The 24,093-nt window shown below is 56.2% G+C and carries 25 protein-coding genes; 12 read left to right on the forward strand and 13 right to left on the reverse strand.

Translation table 11 applies throughout. The features are described from left to right. The first annotated feature begins 26 nt into the window (after positions 1-26). Positions 27-653 (forward strand): GDSL-type esterase/lipase family protein, encoded by a 627-nt coding sequence (locus PYL13_RS24985; RefSeq protein WP_275642667.1) that lies wholly within the window; start codon positions 27-29, stop codon positions 651-653. Between the two features lie 160 nt (positions 654-813). After that, positions 814-1,278, forward strand: a complete 465-nt coding sequence (locus PYL13_RS24990) for a heme-degrading domain-containing protein (protein ID WP_275642668.1) — start codon at positions 814-816, stop codon at positions 1,276-1,278. Positions 1,279-1,320: 42 nt separating this feature from the next. On the opposite strand, the gene PYL13_RS24995 is transcribed toward PYL13_RS24990, so the two are convergent. Genes PYL13_RS24995 through PYL13_RS25015 form a run of 5 tightly spaced genes read right to left on the reverse strand, consistent with a single transcriptional unit; the run spans position 1,321 to position 6,412 of the window. After that, positions 1,321-2,253, reverse strand: coding sequence for a phosphatidate cytidylyltransferase (locus tag PYL13_RS24995; protein WP_192490810.1), 933 nt, complete (start codon positions 2,251-2,253; stop codon positions 1,321-1,323). Continuing rightward, entirely contained in the window at positions 2,250-2,903 is a 654-nt protein-coding gene (locus PYL13_RS25000; protein WP_275642669.1) for a lysophospholipid acyltransferase family protein, read from the reverse strand. The genes PYL13_RS24995 and PYL13_RS25000 overlap by 4 nt, the downstream gene beginning before the upstream one ends. Continuing rightward, on the reverse strand, positions 2,900-3,337 hold the full coding sequence (locus PYL13_RS25005; protein WP_275642670.1) for a hypothetical protein: 438 nt from the start codon (positions 3,335-3,337) through the stop codon (positions 2,900-2,902). Before PYL13_RS25005 ends, PYL13_RS25000 begins: the two co-directional genes overlap by 4 nt. Next, positions 3,334-4,668, reverse strand: a complete 1,335-nt coding sequence (locus PYL13_RS25010; RefSeq protein WP_275642671.1) for a phosphatase PAP2/dual specificity phosphatase family protein — start codon at positions 4,666-4,668, stop codon at positions 3,334-3,336. Before PYL13_RS25010 ends, PYL13_RS25005 begins: the two co-directional genes overlap by 4 nt. Positions 4,669-4,675: 7 nt before the next feature. Next, positions 4,676-6,412, reverse strand: coding sequence for a bifunctional alpha/beta hydrolase/class I SAM-dependent methyltransferase (locus PYL13_RS25015; RefSeq protein WP_275642672.1), 1,737 nt, complete (start codon positions 6,410-6,412; stop codon positions 4,676-4,678). 119 nt (positions 6,413-6,531) lie between these two features. Between PYL13_RS25015 and PYL13_RS25020 the strand changes: the two genes are divergently transcribed. Then, a complete protein-coding gene (locus PYL13_RS25020) occupies positions 6,532-7,143 on the forward strand; it encodes a CDP-alcohol phosphatidyltransferase family protein (RefSeq protein ID WP_275642673.1) in 612 nt (203 codons plus the stop codon). Positions 7,144-7,274: 131 nt separating this feature from the next. On the opposite strand, the gene PYL13_RS25025 is transcribed toward PYL13_RS25020, so the two are convergent. The 4 genes from PYL13_RS25025 to PYL13_RS25040 all read right to left on the reverse strand — a co-directional run bounded on the left by PYL13_RS25025 (position 7,275) and on the right by PYL13_RS25040 (position 11,477). Then, positions 7,275-8,036, reverse strand: coding sequence for a siderophore-interacting protein (locus tag PYL13_RS25025; RefSeq protein WP_275642674.1), 762 nt, complete (start codon positions 8,034-8,036; stop codon positions 7,275-7,277). Between the two features lie 324 nt (positions 8,037-8,360). Beyond that, positions 8,361-9,878, reverse strand: a complete 1,518-nt coding sequence (locus PYL13_RS25030) for a DegQ family serine endoprotease (protein WP_275642675.1) — start codon at positions 9,876-9,878, stop codon at positions 8,361-8,363. Positions 9,879-9,996: 118 nt separating this feature from the next. Beyond that, positions 9,997-10,329: a hypothetical protein gene (locus tag PYL13_RS25035; RefSeq protein WP_275642676.1), complete on the reverse strand. Its 333-nt coding sequence runs from the start codon at positions 10,327-10,329 to the stop codon at positions 9,997-9,999. Between the two features lie 203 nt (positions 10,330-10,532). Beyond that, positions 10,533-11,477 carry an aldo/keto reductase gene (locus PYL13_RS25040; RefSeq protein WP_275642677.1) on the reverse strand — a complete coding sequence of 315 codons (945 nt, stop codon included), beginning with the start codon at positions 11,475-11,477 and terminating at the stop codon, positions 10,533-10,535. A 375-nt stretch (positions 11,478-11,852) separates the two neighbouring features. Here PYL13_RS25040 and rpsU point away from each other — a divergent pair, with 375 nt between their 5' ends. Both rpsU and PYL13_RS25050 read left to right on the forward strand, forming a co-directional pair. Further along, the gene (rpsU, locus tag PYL13_RS25045) at positions 11,853-12,083 is read left to right on the forward strand and encodes a 30S ribosomal protein S21 (protein WP_192490802.1); all 231 of its coding nucleotides are present in this window, start codon (positions 11,853-11,855) and stop codon (positions 12,081-12,083) included. Between the two features lie 292 nt (positions 12,084-12,375). Then, positions 12,376-13,041, forward strand: a complete 666-nt coding sequence (locus PYL13_RS25050) for a DUF2161 domain-containing phosphodiesterase (protein WP_275642678.1) — start codon at positions 12,376-12,378, stop codon at positions 13,039-13,041. 69 nt (positions 13,042-13,110) lie between these two features. Here the strand turns inward: PYL13_RS25050 and PYL13_RS25055 are convergent, their stop codons facing one another. From PYL13_RS25055 to PYL13_RS25065, 3 genes are all read right to left on the reverse strand, one after another. Next, the gene (locus tag PYL13_RS25055) at positions 13,111-13,422 is read right to left on the reverse strand and encodes a hypothetical protein (protein WP_250983968.1); all 312 of its coding nucleotides are present in this window, start codon (positions 13,420-13,422) and stop codon (positions 13,111-13,113) included. A gap of 159 nt (positions 13,423-13,581) precedes the next feature. Further along, a complete protein-coding gene (locus PYL13_RS25060; protein WP_275642679.1) occupies positions 13,582-14,592 on the reverse strand; it encodes an NADP-dependent oxidoreductase in 1,011 nt (336 codons plus the stop codon). A gap of 173 nt (positions 14,593-14,765) precedes the next feature. Next, positions 14,766-15,698: a fatty acid desaturase gene (locus PYL13_RS25065; RefSeq protein WP_275642680.1), complete on the reverse strand. Its 933-nt coding sequence runs from the start codon at positions 15,696-15,698 to the stop codon at positions 14,766-14,768. A gap of 229 nt (positions 15,699-15,927) precedes the next feature. Between PYL13_RS25065 and PYL13_RS25070 the strand changes: the two genes are divergently transcribed. Genes PYL13_RS25070 through PYL13_RS25090 form a run of 5 tightly spaced genes read left to right on the forward strand, consistent with a single transcriptional unit; the run spans position 15,928 to position 21,284 of the window. Next, positions 15,928-17,490, forward strand: coding sequence for an ABC transporter substrate-binding protein (locus tag PYL13_RS25070; RefSeq protein ID WP_275642681.1), 1,563 nt, complete (start codon positions 15,928-15,930; stop codon positions 17,488-17,490). A 39-nt stretch (positions 17,491-17,529) separates the two neighbouring features. Then, entirely contained in the window at positions 17,530-18,507 is a 978-nt protein-coding gene (locus PYL13_RS25075) for an ABC transporter permease (RefSeq protein WP_275642682.1), read from the forward strand. A gap of 1 nt (position 18,508) precedes the next feature. Beyond that, complete coding sequence (locus PYL13_RS25080) at positions 18,509-19,342, forward strand: ABC transporter permease (protein WP_275642683.1); 834 nt, start codon at positions 18,509-18,511, stop codon at positions 19,340-19,342. Next, the gene (locus PYL13_RS25085) at positions 19,339-20,313 is read left to right on the forward strand and encodes an ABC transporter ATP-binding protein (protein WP_275642684.1); all 975 of its coding nucleotides are present in this window, start codon (positions 19,339-19,341) and stop codon (positions 20,311-20,313) included. Before PYL13_RS25080 ends, PYL13_RS25085 begins: the two co-directional genes overlap by 4 nt. Beyond that, positions 20,313-21,284 (forward strand): oligopeptide/dipeptide ABC transporter ATP-binding protein, encoded by a 972-nt coding sequence (locus PYL13_RS25090; protein ID WP_275642685.1) that lies wholly within the window; start codon positions 20,313-20,315, stop codon positions 21,282-21,284. The genes PYL13_RS25085 and PYL13_RS25090 overlap by 1 nt, the downstream gene beginning before the upstream one ends. Here PYL13_RS25090 and PYL13_RS25095 read toward each other — a convergent pair. Further along, on the reverse strand, positions 21,266-22,072 hold the full coding sequence (locus PYL13_RS25095; RefSeq protein WP_275642686.1) for a phosphate/phosphite/phosphonate ABC transporter substrate-binding protein: 807 nt from the start codon (positions 22,070-22,072) through the stop codon (positions 21,266-21,268). The two genes, PYL13_RS25090 and PYL13_RS25095, sit on opposite strands and share 19 nt — an antisense overlap. Positions 22,073-22,155: 83 nt before the next feature. Between PYL13_RS25095 and PYL13_RS25100 the strand changes: the two genes are divergently transcribed. After that, the gene (locus PYL13_RS25100; RefSeq protein ID WP_275642687.1) at positions 22,156-23,772 is read left to right on the forward strand and encodes an FAD-dependent oxidoreductase; all 1,617 of its coding nucleotides are present in this window, start codon (positions 22,156-22,158) and stop codon (positions 23,770-23,772) included. Then, entirely contained in the window at positions 23,772-24,092 is a 321-nt protein-coding gene (locus PYL13_RS25105; protein ID WP_192490790.1) for a 4Fe-4S dicluster domain-containing protein, read from the forward strand. The genes PYL13_RS25100 and PYL13_RS25105 overlap by 1 nt, the downstream gene beginning before the upstream one ends. The last annotated feature ends 1 nt before the right edge of the window (position 24,093 follow it).

A 24,093-nucleotide genomic window follows, 5' to 3' on the forward strand; every position in this document is an offset into this window, starting at 1 on the left:
ACCTGCAATAGTCCGGGAGAAACCCAATGTATGACTTTCCGCCCAGTATCGGCACAGGCCGTCACGAAAACGATATCATCACAACGCTGGCTCGGCTGGAACGCGTCGGCCTGCCTGATGATCCGATTGCCTTTTACGGTTCGTCCTCGTTTCGGATATGGAGTTCGATCACCGAAGACCTCGGCTCACTGGATGTCGTCAATCTGGGGTTCGGCGGTGGTACATATCTTTCCGGCATCCACTACATGGACCAGCTTTTGACGCCTCTGAAGCCACGGCGGATTGCCCTGTATTTTGGCGAAAATGACATTGCCAGCGATGGCCTGACAGCCCAGACAACTCTTGGCCATTTAAAGACATTGCGAGAGGCTATTTCAAAGACTTTGCCGGAGGCCAAGGTTTTTGTTTTTGCCATCAAACACAGTCCGGCCCGCTGGATTTATCGCGATGAATTTGACTTGTTCAACCAGCTGGCCCGTCAGTGGTGTGAAACGGATGGCAATGCCAGCTGGCAAGATCCAAGCGTCGGCCTGATTGGCGAAAACAGGTTGCCGATGTTTCGCTACTACCTTCCCGATCTCGTTCACATGAATGCTGCCGGTTACGCCGTTTGGTCGACATTTCTGAGGAAAACGTCGGGTTTGCTGGGCTGACATGAACAGGCACGATCCGTTGCCAAGCGGTCGGCAAGTGGGTAACTGCAAGTATGCCGTGAGGCATGCTTGCTTTGCCCTCAAACTCGCGCCACTATTCGTGCCAGCAGCCACAGCGCGTGTGCCACGCATGACTGAAAATCTGACTGAAGGTAATTTAATGAGCTTGCTTGCGCCAACGCTTTCAGAACTTCTTGATGAACAGGAAAAACTGCAGCTTCCGCATTTTGACTATGACGTTGCCTGGCAACTTGGCGCAAAAATTCGCGAGCGCGCAGTCGCTGCCGGCTTGCCAATCGCAATCGAGGTCCGGCACGGCAACGACGTGGTGTTTGCATGTCTTCTGCCGGGCGCAACGATCGATAATTTCAATTGGGCACGCCGTAAATGTGCGGTTGTACACCGGTTTCAAAAAAGCTCTCTCTACATGCGGATATTGGCGGAAGAGAAGGGCTACAACCTCAATGAACGGTTTGCATTGCCTGTTCTGGATTTCGCACCGTCTGGTGGTGCTGTCCCGCTTTTCCTGAAAGGCGGCCTGTTCGTCGGGTCTGTCGCGGTAAGCGGTCTGCCGGATGTTGAAGATCATAGGCTGGCGGCGGAATGTATCGCTGAGCTTTTATAGGCTGCACAATTCGCCGCGCTAATACGCTGCTGGACTTGAAACTCAAGTCCAGGCGTATCGGACAATGTGGAAGAACACCGGTGCTGCAAACACCAGGCTGTCTGCCCGGTCCAGCATGCCGCCGTGGCCTTCGATCATATGGCCCCAGTCCTTGACGCCGCGATCCCGCTTGATGGCGGAGGCAACGAGGCCACCGAAAAAGCCCATGACGCAGGAAAGTGCGGCCAGAAAACCGGCTTCCAGTGGTGAAAACGGGGTGAGCCAGAACAGCCCTGCCCCCATAAGAGACGCGCTGGCGATGCCGCCAATCAGCCCTTCCCAGGTTTTGGATGGCGAGATGCTGGGCGCCACCTTGTGACGACCGAACAGTTTGCCAAAGATATATTGCAGCACATCGCTGCCTTGCACTGTGGCAATCAGAAAGGCGATGAGCAACAGCCCACGCCCTTCATTGCCGGGAATGGGTAGCGTGACGAGCGCCGGAACATGGCTGAGGCAATAGACCGACAGCATCACACCCCATTGCTGTTCGCTGACCCGCTCGAGAAAGCGGGACGTGTCGCCGCGCATCGCCGTAATCGCTGGCATGGCAAGGAAGCAGTAGACCGGAATAAAGATCGAATAGAGTCCGTACCAATCGATCCAGATCAGATAATATTGCGTAGGCACAATGATCAAGAACATGCCAAGCAATGTCCAGCGGTCGGCGTGGCGCGTCTTGGTCAGCGTTACATATTCCCGCAGCGATGCGAAGGAAACAAAGGCAAAAAGCAAAAGCACCCCGCGTGTCCCAAACAGAAACGCGAAGCTGATGCCGGCGACCATGATCCACCACGCCTTGATACGCGCATTGAGATTGTCCAGTGTTGATGGCAGCGGTTTGGGGCTGCGCCAGGACAACACACCGGCAATGACGCTCGCGGTGACGAGCACCCCGATCAGACCGAGAAAAAGGCGCGTGGTGTCGTCGCTCATCCGTTATTTCCATCTTTTCGCGGGGCAAGGGATAGAAGGGCTTGCCGGGCGCGCTCGAGAAATTCTTTGCGGTCTTCGCCCTCTTTGAGCGTCACCGGCGCACCAAAAACGGTGCGGCATAACAGCGGGACGGGAAGGAGAGCCCCCTTGGGTAGAACGCGGGACATGTTTTCAATCCAGCAGGGAACCAGTTCGACACCCGGTCGGGCGACCGCGAGGTTGTACAAGCCGGAGCGAAACCGCAGCAAGGGTTCCTCTGTCATATTGCGGGTGCCTTCAGGGAAAAAGATCAGTGATTCACCGGCGTCGAGCGCATCCAGCATGACCTGCATGGGGTCGGCAATTCTTTCCACCCAGTTGCGCTCGACAAGCACCGTTCGCAGCAAGCGGCGGGAAATGAAACGGCGCATATGCCCTGTGCTCCAATAATCGGCACCGGCCACCGCCGCTGTCCGGCTACGCTCGGATGGTGTCAGGCACGTTGCGACGAGAATGAAATCGCCGTGACTTGCGTGATTGGCGAAATAGATGCGCTGACCACCATTTGGTGCTGATCCGACCCAGATAGGCCGCACGCCGGTCACCGCTCGCGCAAGCACAGCGAGCATCGACCCGGAGACGATCTGAAGCAGAGAAGCACCGCCGCTCATGTCGCAACTCCATCGACGGCATCAAGCATAAGAATGCCATAGAGCAAAATAGCGATGGCAAGGGTCGACCATTGCAAAAGAATGAGACGACGGCATCCGGAAAACCGTTGTAATAGCGGTGCCGGAACGGCGGGCCTCGCCCGAAGTCTCATACGGGCCAAAACGTCATCGATAGCGGCGAGTGCTTCGCCTTCGCTGTCATGAGATGCGGCCAGATGAAAGAGACGAGCGTCGAAGAGAAGATGGACGGCCAGCGCGATCGGCGCAAGGCAGAAAGCCAACAGCAGCCACCATCCAAGGGCTGCGGTAAAACCATGTGCCCCTGCCGTGACCGGTGCGACGGCGACCAGCAAAAGTGCGATCAGACCACCGGTGATGCCATTACGACGCAACCGTTGAGCCATGTGCATCGTGGCCGTTTTCCAGTCACTCATCGTGCCGCCTCATCGATTGCCGCATAGATCGCCTGTTTCAAATGAACCGGCCGACCAAGCGTCATCAGGTGTCCTGCTGCTGCTTTGGCATTTGTCGCGCGGCCTGACCGTACAAGCCAACACGCAACGACGGCAGCACTCCGCTGAAAACCGAGCGCGCAGCAGACGAGCACGGGTCCGTTCCGGCGAGCGTCATCAACGGCCAGCGCTCCGGCACGGATGCTTTCTGGCGTCAGGGCCAGCAGGTCGAGTGATGGAATGGAATGCCAGTTGAGGCCGGGGACGCAACGGGCTGGAAATTCTGCGGTCATATCGACAACAGAAGAATAGGCGGCAAGCTCTTTTCGATCAGGTGCACGTCCGAGAAACACTCTATCCGCGACCTCGACCGCAGCCGGTAGCTTGCGCGTCCACCACCAGCGGTTCACCTTTGCTCCGAGGCGATAGGGCCAAAGCAGCCAACGGCTCGCAAGGCTGGTTACGCCGTTGCCATCCTTTTGAAAGACCTGTGGACCCGCACCGGCGTAACCGATCGCTACCAGTGCCAGCGCAACACTCGGCCACAACCACAACAGGCCTGCGCCGGAATTGCGCAACGAAAGAACTGCGATCAGAAGAAACAATACGGCACCCAACGCATAGGCCACTGCCAGTCGTCTCGCCCTTTGATCACCGGTTAAATGGAAGGTGGCGATTGGTGACGTTTTTTGTGCCGGAAACAGCCAGAGGGCAAACAGACCGAGCAGTGCACCTGTCGGGATGTCGATCAGATGATGTTGCCAGGTGGTCAGCACCGATATGCCGATCAGCAGGCACCAGACGTGCCAAATACCGAGAACCGGACCCTTTAAACGGACACGCCAGTGATCCCAGATGATCACCAGAAGGGCAATGTGTAGCGAGGGTGCCTGATTGAACGGTTTGTCGAAGCCACCGAGAACATCGAACATGAAACCCGGCAAGCCATGAGTTTCAGGTCGGACAAAAATTGCCTGTAGCGGAAACAGCAGGAAGCAGACAACGGCTATGATCTGTGCGGTGAGATAACGACGCGCCAAGTGGCCGACGTCGTCCGTTGTGTCGTTGACAAACAGAGACAGCGCATAAAAAGCGTTGATCGACCAATAAGGTACGATTGACCAGGCAATGAAGGGAATGTGTTTTTCCCAGGCAAATGCCAGGTTCGGTACGTCTGCACGCAGCGATGCCTGCCAGTTCGCTAGGCCGTAGGTGAGATAAAAGAACGGAGCGAGGAAAGCGAGCCACAGGGCTGCCCGTCGCAGAACTGCGCTGCGTGTTCCCTCGGGAACCGATGTAACCCCCTCCTCCATGTCGCCCTCAGATACGTTCGGCCAGCGACACGGTGAAAATGCCCCACTTGTCGATGCGCTGCTCAATCTTGCGGAAACCGGCGGCCGCGACAAGCTGATCCATTTCCTGCTGCGTGCGGCGACGCATGATCCAGGCTTCGCCACCACGATGAGAGGTCAGCGCCCGCGCAATCATCTCTAGCTGCGGGTGCCAGGGCTGGCCAGTGTAAAGCAGCAGCGATCCCGGTTCCAGCGCCAGCGAAAGGCCGCGAAGCGAGGCTTCGATGGCATCATTGTCAGGGAACAACTCGTAGAGGCCGGAAACCACGGCAAGTGTCGGCTTTGGCTCAATCGCGGCCAATCCCGCCGTATCGAAGGCATCGGCGCGGTGGAACGAGGCGATATCACTCAGGCCACGCTCGGCAATCAGTGCGCCACCCTTTTCAACATTGATCGGTGAGTAGTCCTGCAGGCGGATACTGTCCGGTCGCACATCTGACGCTGCCACCGCATCAAGAATGTAACGTCCGTGACCGGCCGCGATGTCGAGCACGCGCACAGGCTTGCTCTCTGCCTTGAGCCGTGCGAATGCCTTGCCGATTAACTCTTGCAAATGCAGCTTGCGCTGCCGGATACCACGCCAGCCGATGGCATTGAGAAACTGGCGATCGATCAGCCGACCGCCAGGGCCAAGGCCTCGGGCATCGTCTTCATAGATGTAATCAAGCGTCGAGCCGGAATCGAAGCCGGTGCGAACACCCGTCTTGATGCCGTTTGAAAACAGACCGCCAAACCGGATCGAGGCGCGCGTCAAAGCCCAGTAGAGACCACGCGGTGTCATCAATGACAGTGGCGTTGCCAATCGGTCAGCCTCATCGCGGCTGTAACCGGAGAGATGTGCTTTGCGAAGATCTGCAACGACTGGCGTTTCATCGAAACGTGCCGTGATGAATGCATTGATCTTTTCCAATGCCTTGACCCGGTGTAACTCGCCGAGCGTGTCGTGATAAAAGCCTGGCAGCACATGGCGTTCCTTGATGGTGCTACCGAGATTCTCAAAAAAACGATGTTGAGGCGCATGTCGCACAACGAAATCACTGCCGGAAATGAGCAACTGCGTCGGTACAGTAATGGCGCGGGCGTCGGAGACTACCCTGTCGGCCGCCTCGTAAAGCTCCAGCAAAATGTTGGACGCGATGGGGCGGGTAATCTGCGGATCGCTTTCGAATGATGCAATACGCTCAGGATCATGCGTCAGGAAACGTGCCTTGACGTAGGAATTGACGAAGAAGGTGCCTTTCAGCTTCTGCCAAAGTGCAATGCCTTCCTTTGCAAAGGGAACATAAAGTTTGACGTCGAATGCTGGGGACGCCAATACCATCGCGCGGATATTGGGCGCATAGTCGTGCACCCAGGTTGCTGCTAGCACTGCACCAACACTCTGTGCGACAACGGCAATCTGATCGATGGCAAAACCGCCGGTCTCGCAAATATGACGGACGAAACAATCGAGATCACATACCGTATGGGCGAAGGATGGCGAGTGACCGCGTTCGCCGGGAGAATTTCCGTGACCGCGCGCGTCCCAGGCATAGAAAGCGAAGTCATCAAGACCAAGCTCTTCTGCAAGGTGGGCAACTCTGCCGCCATGTTCGTGGCCGCGATGGAGAAGCACGATTGCACCCTTGGCAGTGCCGGAGCGTGCCGGCCAGTAACGGTAGAAAAGCTCCACGCCGTCATGGCTCGCAAACTCTGATTTCATCATGCCGTTGTCACTCCCACTTGACTGAACTGGACTCTATAAGGATGATTTCCCAAATTTCCAGTTGATTTCATCAACTTGCGCCTGCATGTGTGGATGCACTCAATCGGATTCGGGCTTTCATGTCGATCTACAAACTGAAATCTTCGTTTCAGGCCATCCTTCGCCCGCTTGTCGGACGGCTGGCGGCATCAGGAGTAACAGCCAATCAGGTGACCGTGGGTGCGGCACTTGTTTCCGTTGCAATCGGTGCGTTGTTGCTGGTGCAGCCGCTGCCGGGACTGTTTGCACTGGTGCCACTGTGGATGTTTCTGCGCATGGCCTTTAATGCCGTCGACGGCATGCTGGCGCGTGAGCATGGGCAGCAATCTGCCCTCGGTGGCTACCTCAATGAAATTACAGATGTAGTGTCGGACGCCGCACTGTACATTCCCTTTGCATTGGTCGCGCCCTTCTCGCTCCCATGGATTGCGACCATTGTTTTCCTCTCGGTGCTGACGGAATTTGCCGGTGTGCTGGGTGTCGCCCATGGCAAGGGACGAAACTACGAAGGGCCGATGGGAAAAAGCGACCGCGCCCTGTTGTTTGGGGCAATTGGTCTGCTGGTGGCGATGTTCGATACGCTTCCGGATTGGACGTGGCATCTCCAGCCGATGGCCTGTGTGCTGTTGATCTGGACGGTGGTCAACCGGGTGCGGACTGGCCTGCCAGATCGGGATACATCAGATATTTGAGATCGTGGGTGCCGCGAAAACGGCACGCCTGCGACTTTCCTTAAGCGTGATCAGACACCCGTCAGTCAACAGCGCGGGCTGAGTGACTGACGGCTTTTCTTGACCAGAAAATTTTGTTGCATCACGGGATGTCACTCGAATTTTTCATGAGCGTCCGCCATGCCTTTGACCCAGTAGCCGGAGGCCTTGGTCCACGGTAGGGCATACCCGCGCTGTTCAACGAGATAGCGACGCACGTCACGCGTCACTGACGCTTCGGCAGCAACCCAGACAAAGGTGTGCGGCGCGATTTCGATCTGTTCAAGCGCCTGAAGCAGCAGGCCCGCCTTTGCGGCATCGCTGAGTGGCCGGTAAACCCAATGGATGTCCACCTCTGCTTTTGAGGTGAAATCTTGCTTTTCCTCAGGTCCGGTAATTGCAATGACCGCAGAAATCCGTTGGCCCGGCAGGGCTTCCTCTATGCGGCGGCCAATTGCCGGGAGCGCTGTTTCGTCGCCAACCAGCAACCAGTTGATGATGTCTGGCGAAACGACCGCAGAGCCCTTGGGGCCGCCAATGGACAAGACGTCACCGATCTTGGCATTCAGTGCCCATTGGGTCGCGGGACCTGCTTCATGGATGGCAAAATCAATGACGACAGTGCGTGACGACGTATCGTAACGCCTCGGCGTGTAGTCGCGGCGTTCAGGGGCGCCGCCTGATGTCGGAATGAAGATCTTGATGTGGTCGTCGGCTCCGAGGCTGACGAAGTCCGAAGCGTCATCGCCCTTCAGCGTGATGCGCAGCATCGCCGGAGTGATATTGTCTTTGGCGATGACGGTGAGATCACGTCGCTTTAGTTCGTGACGAATACGGTCAATTTTCGGAGAAGAAGTAAATACGTCGGTTGTCAAAATGTATCCCTTTCAGAGGCCGACGGATCGATCTGCAGGACACAGCCGCGCAGATCAGAACCGGGAAGCCCGTTTGATCATGCGCGTTGAGTTACGTTAACGCTTACGTGCCAAGGAACCTTGGCAGTATTCTGTTTAATTAGGGCGGTGGGCTGCGATTTGCAAGAGTCTGGTTGTCTCCAAACTTTCCTTCTGCCGGCATTTGATGGCCTGGTCGATACTCTCATGCGGATAGGCAGCCTTCGGATTTTTTACCGGAAATATCGCCACGGAAAACCGGCCTTGCACCCGAAAAGTACAAGGCCGGTCTGATTGAGCTTATGATCAACCGACTGCGAACGGAACGGTCACAAAGCTCTGGTCGCTGCCGCGCTGGATGAGCAACAGAACGGCCTTTCTGCCTGTCTTGCCAGCGTTTGCCACGGCCATCTTGGCGTCCTGGGCTGTCTTGACCGCATGCTGATTAACCGAGAGGATCAGGTCGCCTGCCTGCAGGCCAGCTTCCGCTGCCGGCTTGTCAGGTGCGACGCTTGCAACGACGGCACCAGTTTCATGTTCTGGCAGGTTAAGGGCCTGACGGACCTGATCATTTACATCGGCAAGGCCAATGCCAATGGTGGGAAGCTTTTGCGCTGCAGGGCCACCCTTGTCCTGATCGGTCGAAGCCTGTTGTTGGTCCTGGCTGTTCTGGCCGATCGTCAATTGCAGGTTCTTGCTGGCACCCTGCCGCCATACCGTCAGGTTTTCCTTCGAGCCAGGGGTCATGTCTGCAACCATACGCGACAGGTCGCGTGGTGAAGAAATGGCCTGACCACCAAGGGCTGTGATCACGTCACCGACCTGGACGCCAGCCTTGGCAGCCGGGGTGTCATCGTTGACGCTGGCGACCAGCGCGCCTTCAGACTTTTCGAGCCCAATTGCATTGGCAATATCGGCAGACACTGGTTGGATCTGCACGCCGATAAAGCCGTGCTCAATAGAGCCGTCCTTCATCAGCTTTGCCACGACCCGCTGGGCCTGATCCGAAGGGATGGCGAAACCGACGCCGACACTACCTCCGTTCGGTGAGTAGATCGCCGTGTTGACGCCGACGACACTGCCGTCACTATTCACCAGAGGACCACCAGAGTTACCGTGGTTGATTGGTGCATCGATCTGGATGAAGTCGTCATAAGGGCCAGAATGCAGGTCACGACCGCGTGCCGAGACGATACCCGCAGTGACCGTCGTGCCGATGCCGAACGGATTGCCGATCGCGAGGATCTGATCGCCAAGCTTCAACTTGTCGGAATCACCCCATGACACGGTGGCGAGTGGCGTCTTTGCCTCGATCTTCAGCACCGCCAGATCCGACTTTGGATCAGCCCCGATCAACTTTGCTGGCAGTTCCGTACCATCATCGAGAGTGACCTTGATGTCGATGGCATTGTCGATCACGTGGTTATTGGTAACGATGTAGCCATCCGACGAGATGACAAAGCCTGAGCCGAGGGCCTGGGAACGCTGCGACTGACGCTGCTGCGGCATTGGCATGCCGCGCTGCCCGAAGAACTGCTTGAATTGATCGTTGAAGGGCGAGTTTTCACCAAAAGGTGAGGTTTCGTCCGAAGCGACGGATTCTGTCTTCATCATTGTGGTGACGGTAACGACGGCAGGCTTGTCTGCAGAAACGATGGAGGCAAAAGAGTCTGTTGGTGCAACGATACCGCTGACTGCCGGGGCCGTGGACGGTGCTGCGAAAGCAGCATTGCTACCAAGAATGACCGGTGTTGCCAATGGCACTGCGATAATGGCGGCCCCGAGCAGGGCGAGGACGCGATTTCTGTGAAGGATATTCGACATGATCATTCTCACTCTCTTTTAACACCGGGACAGGCAATGGCTTCCCGTCGCCAGGGCGGCGGGCTCTGGCGGGTTTGGGTCGTGTCGCGGTACGGTTTCAACGGAAGGTTTTGCGCGCCTAATCGCAAACGCGGGCGCGGTACATGTCACCCCAGGCGTCCTGTCGCCAAACAACATGGCAGGCGGGATAATGTGAGGTATATATTGGCGTGCCATAGGGGGTGGGAGGAGGCCCATATGGCACTACTGCATAAGCTGGCGGGCCATAACCCGACGCGTGGTGGCCGTTGGCAAGCAACGCCCCACCAATCATAGCGCCCGCGATACCCGCAACGAGACCGCGGCCGAAATTATTGCGTGCTTCGGCCTGGGAGGCGGTGGCGAACGCTGAACCAGCAATCGTCAAGGCGACCAGTCCGGTGGTGACGAATGTGTGTAATCTAGTCGTCATGGTCCTGATCCTTTTTGAATGGTCGACGCCTTGTTTCGCGACCATGGGATAGACATTAGACGAGTGTGGATTACCGTTGGATATCCGCCGGATTAAAGGTTGGTAAGTTTTGCTTGAAATTCCAAGCCGAATGAAATGGCTTTTATGCTGGAGTTTGTCGCGGATTTACGCGAGCCCTGCTGTCGAGGGGTGGTCACGGCGTCTCAGTTCTTGGCGGATGACGAAAACTGCGTCCATACTGTCTCCGGTATCGTATCTGACAATCCGGCAATCGCGGCGCGAATGCGGGACGGACGTGCGCTTCCCAAAATCGCAGACGTCACAAGCTCGTCTCTCAACGGAAACTGCGTTGCAGCGGATGCGATGTCTACGCCCGCTGATGCGGCAACCTCGCGCGCGCGATTTGCGATGAAATCGATCTCGTCCATATTCCCAGTGGGGCGCACGAGAGTACCAGAGTTGAACAGGCTGCCGACGATCAGTGGTGTGGCGGACTGTCTGCACATGCCGAGAACACGCGTGCCGACTGTGCGATCAAGGAGTGTATAGCGGCCATTGATAAGCAGGCAGTCGAGCTTCACTCTCTGCATGATATCAATGCATGCCCCAACATCACTGACACCCAACCCAAATGCCGCGATGTCGCCGCTGGATCGCAACTCCTCCATGGCTTTTATGCCGCTATCGAGAAATTTTGGGAAATGCCTGCGGTATTCCAGCAAACCGAGCGTTTGTGGATCGAGGTCGTCGACAAGCAGCAGATCAATCCTGGCGAGGCCAAGCCGGGCCAAGCTGAACTCGTAGGACCGCATGATGCCGTCATAACTATAGTCGAACGTGATCTCGAAGGGCATAGGGCCTGTCGCAGCCGACTTGGCGGGCTTGAGAAGTTTGCCGACCTTGGTGGACAGCACATAGTCATCGGGTCGGATGTCGCGAAGGAAGTCACCGACAATACGCTCTGATATGCCGACGCCGTAACCGGGCGCGGTATCAAAATAGCGGATCCCCGCCTCCCAGGCGGCTGTCAGCGCTTCCGTGGCCTCTGCTCGATTGACACTTCTATACATGCCGCCGATGGCGGCACAGCCATAACCCAGCTCACTGAGTTCCAGCGATGTGTTACCAAGTCGGCGTTTGCGGATCATGTAGGGCATTCAATCAATCAGGTGGGGGGAGACGTAAAGTTGAGAGGATTTGGACATGTTATCAGCAGATTCGTCAACGAACTTCGGCGTGATCATGTCGCGTGCATTTCGGGTTCTTCAGTTATGAGCGACAGCGATTCCATTGACTGGACTGTTTCACACGTAAATTGTCGGATTTGGGGACCTTCCTAGTGACGTGATTCCGTCAGGGTGACGGTTCGGATTCCATTTTTACCGGTCAACCATGGCAATAACTGCAAAATTCGTCCGATTCTTTGAAAAAAATGCCAAAAGAAAGCTGTTATCGATCTTGGAATCGCCGCGAAAATGAGTATGGTGGCGCACGATTTTCGATTTTTAGCTCAAGAGGGGCAAATGCAAGTATTAGTGCGCGACAATAATGTCGATCAGGCGCTTCGAGTTCTCAAGAAGAAACTGCAGCGTGAAGGCATTTTCCGCGAAATGCGTCTGCGTGAAGCTTTTGAAAAGCCATCTATCAAGAAGGCTCGTGAAAAGGCTGAAGCTGTAAGCCGTCAGCGCAAGCTCGCTCGCAAGCAGCTGCAGCGCGAAGGCCTTCTGCCTTCGAAGCCAAAGAAGACCAGATAATTACTGCGACACGTCGTGGTATCGATTGGATTGACGGGCTGTGAAAACAGCCCGTCTTTTCGTCGTGGCCTTCGATATGTGATCTTTCGATCAATATCAGTTGTTCCGGCACGCTGAGTGACGGGAGCTGTTTTCGAAAGACGGCATTTCTGTCTGCAAAATTCGCCAGATATTCTAACGGCATCCATTCTTTCGGATCGTTGTGTAGATATTTGTTGCCTGCGCCTGTGGTGACGCAGGCGAGCAATCACTGTAGCTTGTGATGCGATTCCCCACATCTAACAGCAGCCCTATGGAAACCTCCCTTTATCTGCCCGTAAAAGACTTTCTCGAACAGGCAGGTTACGCCGTGAAAGGCGAAATCGGTGGCTGCGATCTCGTTGGCCTCAGCGATAGTGATCCGACCATCGTCGTGATTTGTGAGCTGAAACTGTCCTTCAATCTTGAACTTATCTTACAGGCCGTTGACCGCGCCGCGGTTTCTGACGAGGTGTGGATTGCGGCGCGGATTTCACCCAAAGGCAGAGGGCGCGAAGCGGACAAACGTTACAGAGATCTTTGCCGCAGGCTTGGGATTGGCATGCTCGGTGTTTCCGATGCGGGCGATGTCAGCGTTATCGTCGGCTCGGTTACCCCGATGCCGCGCACCAATCCGAAAAGACGCTCCCGGTTGATGCGCGAACACCGCAACAGGCGGGGTGATCCTGCACTCGGCGGCAGCACACGCCAACCTGTCATGACAGCCTATCGCCAGCAGGCACTCGGTTGCGCGGCCGCTCTGGTTGCAGGACCGTTGCGTGTTCGTGATGTCACGACATTCGTGCCGGACGCAGGAAAGATATTGCTTTCAAATGTTTATGGCTGGTTTGAGCGGCTGGAACGAGGTATTTACGGTCTGACAGATACTGGCCGCGAAGCGCTCATACGCTGGCCGCAGAAAACCGCCGACAAGCAATAGAACGCCTCGCTGTGCTGAATACAACGAGATAGGCACCGCACGGGTCAGCGGAATTTTGTGTGGGCGTGGTTAGATTCCCGATCCATCAACCTCCAGCTCTTGTGTGTCTTTTCCTTTCCACGGAGAGGGCAAGCTCATGCGGTCAGGGTCGGCCGATGGGATCGGCATCCAACACTTCAACTCGGGTTCGGCATATTCGATGATGCGGCCGGGAGCGGAATCAGACGAGCGCCAGGCTTCGCCGCCGAACTGATCGCCATTTGACCAATAGGCGAGATCAACTGCCCCTGGCCCCTGTTCCGTTGGGCGGATGGTAACGAGAATGCGACTGCCGTCTCTGGGAGCGTTTCGCATATGTCGCCAGCGGTCTGGTTCGTCCATGTGTTACCTCCTGTTTTATAAGGTCGAAGTTTCACCTCGCGATCGAAAACGGTCAATGCAAATTTTCTGACTTGTGCGGTTAGACTTCGGCAGAACGCTGTTTCGGTTGAGGTGTTCAACCGATCACAGGCGTGCCAGAATTAAACGATGCTGCGCCGCTTAGGCGACTTTGATGATCAGCTTTCCAAAATTGCCACCGGTCAGCATTGCGGTGAAGGCGTCTGGTGCATTTTCGAGACCGTCAACAATATCTTCCCGGTAGCGTATCTCGCCCGCGGCCACGCGCGGACCGACTTCGGCAAGAAATTCGTCAAAATGATCCGCTGCAAATTCGGTCTGAATGAAACCACGCACGAGCAGGCTTTGCCGCAGAATTGCAGACATGGTCGCTGGCAACCGGTCATTATCAGATGTTGAAGCGCCATTATAATGGGCGACAAGTCCGCACACCGGAACTCGTCCAAACTTGTTGAGCCGTGGTAGGACCGCCTCCCAGACATGTCCGCCGACATTTTCGAAATAGACATCGATACCGTCGGGTGTCGCCGCCTCCAATCGAGAGACAAGGTCATCGGAGCGGTGATCAATGACCGCGTCGAAGTGAAGCTCATCCTTCACATAGGTGCATTTTTCTGAACCACCGGCGATGCCAATCGCCCTTGCACCCCAGAGTTTTGCGAGCTGTCCAACCATTGAGCCGACAGGGCCGGACGCCGCGGCGACTGCAACGGTCTCGCCCGCTTTCGGCTGGCCGATAAATTTCAGGCCGCTCCATGCAGTGAAACCCGGCATGCCAAGTGCACCGACCGCGGTCGTCAGCGGTGCACCATGTGTCTCGACCCTTCGTAGAGCATTGCCATCCACGACCGCGTGGGTTCGCCAGCCGGTGCGTCCTCGCACAATATCGCCCGGCGCGAAATTGCTGCTTCTGGATTTCAGGACCTCACAAATGGTTTCGCCTTCCATGATGCCATCAATGGGGACCGGCGCAGCATAGGATTTCGCATCACTCATGCGGCCCCTCATGTAGGGGTCAAGTGACAGGAACAGCACCCTAACTGTAACCTCACCTTCCTCTGCCTGCGGTAAGTCGACTTCCTCAAGCCGGAAATTTTGTGGTTTCGGCGTACCCACTGGTCGGCTGGCAAGAACGATCTGCTGAGATTTCATGAGGTGTTCCTCCGGAGAAATGTCCTGCTGAAAGCGGCAACAATATATCGGTGTGCGGCTTCCGCAATGCTTGATAGCTGATGGAGCGCCCGTGAGCGGGCTTGCTTTACGGCAGGACTAACGGACATCAAGGGCTATCGTTCCATGCCGTCCGCGAGAGAAGTGGTGACGGCTTATTGCTCACGGTGGTTTGGATGTCGGGGATCATCGTGCGGTTTTACCAGAAAACGACGCGCAACTTCCCGGTAGCCATTATAGACCAGTCCACCATTGAGATTGACTAGAAACTCTCTGTGCCGACGATATAAACGGGGAATCTGGTACCAGGGAATACCCGGCCGTTTGTGATGCAGAACGTGGAGGTTATTGTAGAGGAACAGCAGACCCAACAGTGGGCTGTTTTCGACAATTGCCGTGCGCTCATCATGGTGATCGGCAAAGCGGTGCTCAGCGAAAGACCGTAATCTGCTGAGTGCTGCTCCAAAATAAACAAACCCGAGTAGATAGATCCAAAGCGGCATTTGGCAGACTAGGACCACCCATGTCAGCACCACGGCGACACCCAGGCTATGCCTTCCCCAGATAAATGCTCTGCGCCGGTCTCCGGCACGAATGAGCAAAAACTCCTGAAACAGAAAACTCAGGATCATCACGGCAGGACCAATTGTGAGGCGCCCCAGAAGCGTCATATTGAGGTTTGACAGCAATTTGCCAAACGCTCCCATGCGTTCCCACGCTGCCTGCGTATAATAGGAGGATTCCGGGTCCTCAATCGGATCCGTCAGATGCTCGTCGCGGTGGTGGAGCAGATGGCCTTCTTTGTAGATAGCATAAGGCAACCACAGGGAAATCGGCGGCCAACCAATGGCATCATTGATTGCCTGTAGCCGTGTTGGATGTCCATGCATGACTTCGTGCTGCAAGGATCCCTGCCATGCCACCAGCCAACCGCCCAGCGCCATGACAACAAGCACAGGCAGCGATTGCCAGAACAATGTCAGGCCGATGAAACCGCCGTAGATGACGATTGCTAAAACAACCGTCTGCCATTCAAGGCGCGCGATCGACGACTGGCTGAGTTGAGACAGGGTGGAATGGCGCAACATGGCGGCTCCGCGCATTGGAAATGCTGTTGGAATTGAGAGCCGAACTATAGGTCGCATAACGTCCGGACGCGCCACATGGCTTTGCGCAACGGAATTGAAAAACGGAAAACTAGTTTGCCGATGATGGTTCGCAGGAGAATATCAATTCTACCAAAACCATAGATTATAAGATCTAATCCTGGCCATAGAGGCATATACGGCACAAAGCCGCTTTGGACAGGGGACATCCATGACACTGAATTCAACACGCCGACAGTTTCTCGCGGGCGGCGCCACCATTGCCACTGTGGTCGCTTTCGGAGGTATCAGCCCGGCTTTTGCCAATGATGACCGCACCAAGATTACCGTCCGCGTGGAAAAGGATCTCGTCAACCTTGATCCCGCCAACCGCTCTGGCCCGATTGACCTGAATGTCATCTGGTCTGTGCAGCAAGGGCTGATTTCCTTCAAACCCGGTTCAACCGAGTGGGAATTGGACGCCGCAGACGAACTCGAGCAGGTCAGCGACACCGAAATCCGCTTCAAGCTGCGATCCGGCCTCGCCTTTACCGGCGGCTATGGCGATCTGACGGCGGAGGACGTAAAATTCTCCTTCGAACGTTTCATCAAGCCTGATGCCGAAGGCAAACCCGTCACCTATGCCAAGGACTGGTCGGCTCTGGACCATGTCGAAGTGACCGGCCCACTTGAAGGTCGTATTCTCCTCAAGACCCCGGCACCCGCACTTTACACCATTGCGCTGGCCGATGGTTCTGGCCGGATCGTTTCCAAAAAGGCGTTTGAGGCTCTTGGCAAGGATTTTGCCACCAAGATTGTTGGCAGCGGCCCGTACGTGTTGAAGGAATGGACGCCGCGCGAACAGTTCGTGCTTGAGATCAATCCGGATTACAAGGGACCGATCAAACCACATTTCCAGCAGATTGTCGGCAAGCCGATTGGCGAACAGAAGACGGCTGAAATTGCCTTCCAGTCTGGCGAAATCGACTTCACCGCTATCGACCCGGAGAATGGCAAGGCACTTTCTGCTCTGCCTGACGCAAGCGTCACGGAAATTCCGGCGATCGATTACGTCTGGTTTGGGCCGAATATCGAAAAGGCACCGTTTGACGACATCAGGGTACGCCAGGCCATCCGTTATGCTGTGGATGTCGATGCCATTCTTCAAGGTGCCTATTCCGGCATCTACCCACGTGCCAACGCCCTTCTCGCTCCAAGTTTGCTCGGTGCATGGAAAGACGCGCCGGTTTACAAACGTGATCTGGAAAAGGCGCAGGCTCTGCTGGACGAAGCTGGCCATTCCGGTGGCTTCAAGACCAAGCTGACGGTTGAAGCTGGCGCCCGTTACGAGGCAATCGCACAGATCATTCAGGCAAATCTCGCCGATGTTGGGATTGAGGTGGAGATTGAAGCGCTCGAATCGGCGGCCTATTGGGCACTTGGTAAAAACGACGCCAGTAAAGATCTCGAGCTCTCGCTGGTCAAGTTCAATGGCAAGTTCGACCCAGGTTTCCAGACGCAGTGGTTTACCTCGGAGCAGGTCGGCCAGTGGAACTGGCAACGTTACAAGAATGCCGACTACGATGCCCTGCACCAGAAAGGTGGCGTCACCGTTGATCCGGCAGAGCGGGAAAAGATCTATATCGCGGCGCAGAAACTGCTCGACGAATCTGCGGCCTTTATCTGGATCACTCACAATCTGAATGCCTTTGCCTCACGCAAATGGCTGAAGCCCGGTGTGCTGCCGAACGGCAATAACTGGCTCTACACGGCCTTCACCGACGCGGCGGTCTGAGCCTGTGACGATCAAAAACAAATACAGGGAGGCGCTGCGATGAGCAGCGCATCTCTTCAAAGCCATCTGGTTTTCAAGCTGGTGACAGCAGCTCTCGCTGTCGCCGGCTCTGTTGTTTTGTTAATTGCGTTGACACGCCTGATCCCCGGCGATCCGGCAACCGTCATTCTGGGTTCGCGTGCCACGCCTGAAACCGTTGCAGCATTGAACGCGCGCATTGGCTTCGACAAACCGCTGCAAATGCAGGTGTTGACATTTTTCAGTCGACTGAGCGTCGGCGATCTGGGCCAGGATGTCTTTAACGACCGACCGGTTTTGCAACTGGTGGCGGCGGCCCTGCCCAATACGGTTGCCCTCGCCATCTCGGCGATGCTTCTGGCAATTGCCATTGGCGTGCCGCTCGCGCTGATATCTGCCCATCGGCCAAGTGGCCGCATAGACCGGTTGATCGCCTTTGTCAGTGTGGGTTTTATCTCGACACCCAGCTTTGTGGTTTCGGTGTTCCTGCTGATGATTTTCTCGGTCAAACTCGGATGGTTTCCGGTTCTGGGCGCGGGAGAACGTGGGGATATACTGGATCAGCTCTGGCATCTTGTGCTTCCGACACTTGCGCTCGCTGCTGGCTGGGTGGGGTACATTGCCCGCCTGCTGCGGTCGTCGTTGCTGGAAGTGTTGAGCGAAAGCCATATCCGCACATTGCGCGCCTATGGGGTCAGTGACGTCAAAATCCTGATCAAATACACGCTCAAACCGGCCATTTTGCCAACCATCGCTGTGCTTGGCATGGGTTTTGGCGAACTGCTGGGCGGGGCAGTTTTTGCCGAGGTGATCTTCAACAGGCCTGGTCTTGGCTCCCTAATCTACGATTCCATCCGCACCCGCAATTATCCCGTCGTGCAAGGCGGCGTGTTCGTCATCGTGCTGCTTTATGTGCTGACAAATCTTGTTGCGGAGCTATCTCAAACACTCACCGACCCACGCGAACGTTCGCGGCTGGCCCGCAAAAGGGAGCTGTGAGATGGCAATGTTTGCTGATCTCTCCCGCCGCCCCGGCGGCACCTTTGCCCTGGTGGCCGTGACATTGCTCTGTCTTTTGGCCATTGCGGCCCCGCTGATTGCACCCTATGCGCCGAACGCCATCGCACCTGCCAATCGTCTGATGGATCCGTCTTTCCAGCATATACTGGGTACCGATCACCTAGGTCGCGATATTTTGAGCCGCCTGATATATGGGGCCCGCATTGCCCTTGGCATTTCGCTTTCGGTCATTGCCATTTCCCTTACCGCCGGTGTGGTGCTTGGAATTGTCGCGGCGCTGTCACCGCGTCCGGTGGACTTATTGATTGTTGGCATTTTCGACGTGGTGACGTCATTCCCCAGCATCATTCTTGCTCTTGCGCTTGTTGCGGTGTTTGGCCCCGGACTTGGCAACGTCGTGTTGCTGGTCAGCATCGTGTTCATTCCGCATTTCGGACGGGTGGCGCGCAGCCAGACGATCACGCTGCGCAACAGCCCTTTCATCGAAGCTGAGAAGGTACTTGGTGCCCAGACTTGGCGCATTATCCTACATCACGTCATTCCCAATATTATCGGCCCCATCTTCGTATTGGCCTGCATGGATATTCCCGTTGTCATCACCATCGAGGCTGGTCTCAGTTTTCTTGGGCTTGGCGTGCGCCCTCCCCTCGCCAGCTGGGGAAATCTGCTCAATGACGGTTATGTCTATCTCGACCAGTCTCCCTGGCTTGCCACCTTCTCCGGCATTTCCCTGATCCTCGCCACGCTTGGTTTTGCGCTTTTGGGTGAGGCGCTGCGCGATACGCTGGATCCGAAGCTCAGGAAAACCCTATGACCGAAGCGCTCCTTTCCATTGAAAACCTGCACGTCGCCTATCGCGGAACTGGGAGCAGCGCCCATATTCTCGATGGCGTCAACCTGACCATCAACAGGGGGAAATCCGTCGGCCTTGTTGGAGAAAGTGGCAGCGGAAAGTCGACGATTGCCTTTGCATTGCTCGGACTTCTCGCCGACAACGCAACGGTCGAGACAAGCCACGCGACGTTTGATGATAAAGCGATGCGGCTTGATCCCAAGGGAACAGCCTCCCTTCGCGGCACTGATATCGCCATGATCTTTCAGGATCCAATGACGGCGTTGAACCCGATGTTCACGATCGGCGAACAACTGGTCGACATACAGCGGCGACGTTTTCCCAAATCGAGCAAACGACAACTCTGGCAGCGTGCCGAAGCGGTGCTGGCCGATGTCGGCGTCCAGGATGCGGCCGGCCGTATGCACCGCTATCCGCATGAGTTCTCCGGCGGCATGCGCCAGCGCGTTGTCATTGCGATGGCCTTGCTGGTTGAGCCGAAACTGTTGATTGCCGATGAACCGACAACAGCGCTCGATGCAACGATTGAGGCACAGGTCGTTGAGGTGCTGCATGAAATGCGGCAGCGAACAAAGGTTTCCATGCTGATCGTCAGCCACAGCATGGGCCTGATCGCCGAATTGTGTGACAGCGTGGTGGTGATGTATGCGGGGACCGTGGTTGAGACCGGCCCGGTGCGCGATGTGTTGCACAATCCCCGCCACCCTTACACGCGAGCGCTTCTTGCCTGCGAAATCGATCCCTATGCGCCGTTTGATGCCACACAGGATCTGTCGACCATACCGGGCAATGTTCCCGACCTGACGAACCGGCCTGACGGCTGCATTTTTGCCGCCCGCTGTCCGTCGCGGCAGGTGCAATGTCACCAGAAGCCACCGCAACGTGAGGTGGACCATGGACACCATTATGCCTGTTGGCGGGAGGCCGCGTAATGGAGCAGCCTGCACTTCTTCTGAAAGACGCAGTTGTCCGTTATCACAGACTTACCGCTGTAGATGGTGTTTCGCTGGAGTTGCGGCGTGGTGAAACGCTTGGTCTCGTAGGCGAAAGCGGCTGCGGTAAATCTTCCATTGCACGGTCTATTGTCGGTCTTCAGCCGCTCGCCTCTGGCACGCTTTCGGTAGATGGTGAAAGCGTTCCTGCAGGCACCCGTCGTAAAGCTGGCGACGCGCAAAGCCGAATCCAGTTGCTGTTTCAGGACCCTGCGGCTTCGCTTTCGCCACGGCTCACCGTCAAAACGCTTCTCGCCGAACCGTTGAAAATCAGGAATGTTTACACTGCTGAACGTTTTGCAGAGATTGTCGCTCTTGCAGAAAGCCTCGGCCTTGGCCAGCAATTGCTGACGCGTTATCCGCATCAATTGAGCGGTGGACAGGCGCGGCGTGTGGCACTTGTGCGTGCACTGGCGGCCAACCCTTCCGTCATCGTCGCGGATGAGCCAACCGCTGGCCTTGATATCTCTGTTCAGGGTGAACTGCTTAATCTGCTACGTGGCCTACGAGATCGACTTGGCCTTAGTTACCTGCTGATCTCACACAATCTGAACGTGGTGGGGCGCGTCACGGATCGAGTGGTGGTGATGTATCTTGGACAGATTGTCGAAAGCGGGCCAACCGCCAGCCTGTTTAGAGAGCCAGCTCATCCTTATACGCAGGCGCTGCTTTCCGCCAATCTGACGCTTGACCCCAGTCGGCAGCGTGAACGGATTGTTCTAACAGGTGAATTGCCAAACCCCAGTAACCCGCCAGGCGGATGTCGCTTTCACAAACGCTGTCCCGTGGCTCAGCCGAAATGCGCAACCGATGCGCCGCCATTGCTCGCGGGCGCGGGAGCGCGCAGCGTGGCCTGTCATTTCCCATTGGCTTCTGCTGCGCCGATCCCGCGTCAAGCGATTGCGGGGTAACCTTGAACTTCAGCGTCTCGATCCAATTTGGCCAAGATTTGATAATCAGCGTCCCCGAGAAGCGTGATGCCGCGCAGCGACAGCACGTCACAGACCTCGCCGAGCGCTGGATCAGCAATCGTTTCTGCAAGCGCCCGACGCAGGATCACCAGATCTTTGGCCGAGGTCTCAATCGAAGTGATGAATGGCAGGCCGGGACCCCGCGGTGTTTCGGCGAGGACACGAACACCTGCAAGGCGTTCGGCGTCAAAGCGCAGGGTATTGCCAAAGGTCACACAATCGATGGAGGCGATATCCGCTTTGCCGCTTGCAACGGCGTCGATGCTGGCACGGTGGCCACCGGTTTCGATAACGGAGGAAAAGAAACGCCTGTTTTCGGCATGGGGTGCGATGAAGGCACGGAAGAGATTGTAGCCCGAATTGCTTCCGGGCTCATTGATCGCCGCGCGGGCACCGCGCAAATCCTCGATGGACTGCGCCGAAGACTGCGCATTGACGATGACAAAGCTGCATTTAATCGGCCCATCACATCCCGGCAGATCGTAATTGGGCGTGGCAACCAACTGAACCTTGTCCCTGAGATGTTGCACATAGGGGTATCCGCAGGTTTGCCCAAAAATGAGATCCGGACGAAGCCAGGCTTCGTCATATCGCACCGTGTCATCAAGCACATCAGGCGCATTGAGCCCGTAGTCGCGCAACCGCGCACCGAGCGCCTGCCAGAACTGGTGGGTCGCCTGCGCCACCTGTGGCGGGCTGACATACATGGCAAGGCTGGCAAGGGTCATAAAAGCACTCCGGTGAACAACACAAAATCTATGTTGAAACTGGTTTGTTCTGCAATGCAATGGTTTCATTTAGGACGGATGATATGAACTTATCCCTGACAAACATTTCCCCCTCAAAGAACCGGCAATCAGATTTTGACTGTGATGTTCTGGTTATCGGCGGTGGTCCGGCCGGTTGCTGGGCGGCGCTGGAGGCCGTGGCGACAAACGCCAACGTGGTGCTTGTCGAGAAGGGATATTGCGGCAGCTCTGGTGCAACGGCATCCGCTGGCACGCAGATCTGGTACGTGAAACCGGACCCGGAAGAGCGCGAGGCTGCCATGGCCAGCCGTGAAGCGATGGGCGGCTATCTTTCCGACCGTGACTGGATGCGACCGGTACTCGACAAGACCTTTGAAAGCGTCAATCGGCTGGCCGACTGGGGCTACCCCTTCCCGCGTGATGAAAGTGGAGAACAACAGCGCATCTCGGTGCAGGGACCGGAATATATGCGGTTGTTGCGGCGAAAGGTCAAAAACGCCGGCGTCACCATTCTGGATCATCATCCCGCGACACATTTGCTTGTTGATGGTGACAGGGTGGCGGGCGCAACCGGTATTGTGCAACAGGGTGGTGGCGAATGGCAGGTGATCGCCGGTGCCGTTGTGCTGGCTGCCGGAGGCTGTGCGTTCATGAGCAAGGCACTTGGATGTGACGTGTTGACCGGTGACGGTTATTTGATGGGGGCAGAGGTTGGTGCCGAATTGTCGGGCATGGAATTCTCATCGGCCTATGCGATATCGCCGGCCTTTGCCTCCATTACCAAGACAGCGCTTTATCGTTTTGCGCAGTTTTACCGTAGGGATGAGAGCCTGATTGAAGGGGCTGGCTCCGCACGCGGCCGCTCGATCATTGCCCGCACGTTGCTGTCGGAGCCTGTATTCGCCCGACTTGATCTGGCTGAAACCGATGAGGTCAGAACGATATTGCGGCAGGCGCAACCGAACTTTTTTGTTCCCTTTGACCGACGTGGCATTGATCCGTTTACCCAGATGTTCGAGGTCAAGCTTCGCCTTGAAGGTACGGTTCGTGGAACAGGGGGGCTGCGGTTGACCGGGCTTGATTGTGCCACCACGGTTCCCGGCCTTTATGCGGCCGGTGACAATGCCACGCGCGAACCGATCTGTGGCGGGTTTACCGGTGGCGGCAGCCATAACGCGGCCTGGGCGATTGCGTCAGGATCCTTTGCCGGTGTCGCGGCCGCCGCTTTCGCAAAAGCCAACGCCAAACCCCATTCTATATCAGATCCACAAGCTGAGAACTTTGCGAGAAATCCGTCACATTATGCGGATCCCACCGCCATTTTGGCAGCGGTGCAAAATGAGGTCTTCCCGCTCGATATCAACTATTTCCGTACCCACGACGTGCTGTCAGCGGCCTTGAAACGGCTGGATAGTCTGTGGGATGACATCAAAACTGCCGTGCCGGTGGATGAAAACGGAACCTTACGGCTGCGCCAGGCGCAGGCGATGACCGCAACGGCGCGCTACATGTACAAGGCCGCAATTTCAAGGACGGAAACGCGTGGCATGCATCGTCGCGATGATTTTCCCAACCAGGATCCGGCCCAACATCATCGCCTTGTTCTCAGTGGGCTTGATGACATTCTCATTCGTTCCGAACCGGTAGGTTCAGACCTGTTGCCGGAGGTGGCCGAGTAATGATTGAAGTTCTTGATCCGCAAACCTGCACCGATTGCAATCTCTGTGTTCAGGTCTGCCCGACAAATGTTTTTGAGGCGATGCCGGAGGGGCCTCCCCAAATTCTCAGGCAGGATTCCTGCCAGACATGCTTCATGTGCGAACTCTATTGTCCTGTTGATGCTCTCTATGTCGAGCCCGATGCAGAAATGGTCCATGGCCTCACGGTCGAGGATGTTCATGGCAAACAATTGTTTGGCAGTTATCGCAAGGCAATCGGCTGGCACAAGGAAACCCGCCATCGCCGCCACATTGATGATCACTTCAGGTTGCCACAGTGAG

The organism is Agrobacterium sp. Azo12 (assembly GCF_029193765.2).
Classification (GTDB): Bacteria; Pseudomonadota; Alphaproteobacteria; order Rhizobiales; family Rhizobiaceae; genus Agrobacterium.

Bases quoted from the DNA above. Each gene is read 5' to 3' on its own strand.
- PYL13_RS24985 (WP_275642667.1), top strand. From the start codon at position 27: ATGTATGACTTTCCGCCCAGTATCGGCACAGGCCGTCACGAAAACGAT.
- PYL13_RS24990 (WP_275642668.1), top strand. From the start codon at position 814: ATGAGCTTGCTTGCGCCAACGCTTTCAGAACTTCTTGATGAACAGGAA.
- PYL13_RS24995 (WP_192490810.1), bottom strand. From the start codon at position 2,253: ATGAGCGACGACACCACGCGCCTTTTTCTCGGTCTGATCGGGGTGCTC.
- PYL13_RS25000 (WP_275642669.1), bottom strand. From the start codon at position 2,903: ATGAGCGGCGGTGCTTCTCTGCTTCAGATCGTCTCCGGGTCGATGCTC.
- PYL13_RS25005 (WP_275642670.1), bottom strand. From the start codon at position 3,337: ATGAGTGACTGGAAAACGGCCACGATGCACATGGCTCAACGGTTGCGT.
- PYL13_RS25010 (WP_275642671.1), bottom strand. From the start codon at position 4,668: ATGGAGGAGGGGGTTACATCGGTTCCCGAGGGAACACGCAGCGCAGTT.
- PYL13_RS25015 (WP_275642672.1), bottom strand. From the start codon at position 6,412: ATGATGAAATCAGAGTTTGCGAGCCATGACGGCGTGGAGCTTTTCTAC.
- PYL13_RS25020 (WP_275642673.1), top strand. From the start codon at position 6,532: ATGTCGATCTACAAACTGAAATCTTCGTTTCAGGCCATCCTTCGCCCG.
- PYL13_RS25030 (WP_275642675.1), bottom strand. From the start codon at position 9,878: ATGTCGAATATCCTTCACAGAAATCGCGTCCTCGCCCTGCTCGGGGCC.
- PYL13_RS25035 (WP_275642676.1), bottom strand. From the start codon at position 10,329: ATGACGACTAGATTACACACATTCGTCACCACCGGACTGGTCGCCTTG.
- PYL13_RS25040 (WP_275642677.1), bottom strand. From the start codon at position 11,477: ATGATCCGCAAACGCCGACTTGGTAACACATCGCTGGAACTCAGTGAG.
- rpsU (WP_192490802.1), top strand. From the start codon at position 11,853: ATGCAAGTATTAGTGCGCGACAATAATGTCGATCAGGCGCTTCGAGTT.
- PYL13_RS25050 (WP_275642678.1), top strand. From the start codon at position 12,376: ATGGAAACCTCCCTTTATCTGCCCGTAAAAGACTTTCTCGAACAGGCA.
- PYL13_RS25055 (WP_250983968.1), bottom strand. From the start codon at position 13,422: ATGGACGAACCAGACCGCTGGCGACATATGCGAAACGCTCCCAGAGAC.
- PYL13_RS25060 (WP_275642679.1), bottom strand. From the start codon at position 14,592: ATGAAATCTCAGCAGATCGTTCTTGCCAGCCGACCAGTGGGTACGCCG.
- PYL13_RS25065 (WP_275642680.1), bottom strand. From the start codon at position 15,698: ATGTTGCGCCATTCCACCCTGTCTCAACTCAGCCAGTCGTCGATCGCG.
- PYL13_RS25070 (WP_275642681.1), top strand. From the start codon at position 15,928: ATGACACTGAATTCAACACGCCGACAGTTTCTCGCGGGCGGCGCCACC.
- PYL13_RS25075 (WP_275642682.1), top strand. From the start codon at position 17,530: ATGAGCAGCGCATCTCTTCAAAGCCATCTGGTTTTCAAGCTGGTGACA.
- PYL13_RS25080 (WP_275642683.1), top strand. From the start codon at position 18,509: ATGGCAATGTTTGCTGATCTCTCCCGCCGCCCCGGCGGCACCTTTGCC.
- PYL13_RS25085 (WP_275642684.1), top strand. From the start codon at position 19,339: ATGACCGAAGCGCTCCTTTCCATTGAAAACCTGCACGTCGCCTATCGC.
- PYL13_RS25090 (WP_275642685.1), top strand. From the start codon at position 20,313: ATGGAGCAGCCTGCACTTCTTCTGAAAGACGCAGTTGTCCGTTATCAC.
- PYL13_RS25095 (WP_275642686.1), bottom strand. From the start codon at position 22,072: ATGACCCTTGCCAGCCTTGCCATGTATGTCAGCCCGCCACAGGTGGCG.
- PYL13_RS25100 (WP_275642687.1), top strand. From the start codon at position 22,156: ATGAACTTATCCCTGACAAACATTTCCCCCTCAAAGAACCGGCAATCA.
- PYL13_RS25105 (WP_192490790.1), top strand. From the start codon at position 23,772: ATGATTGAAGTTCTTGATCCGCAAACCTGCACCGATTGCAATCTCTGT.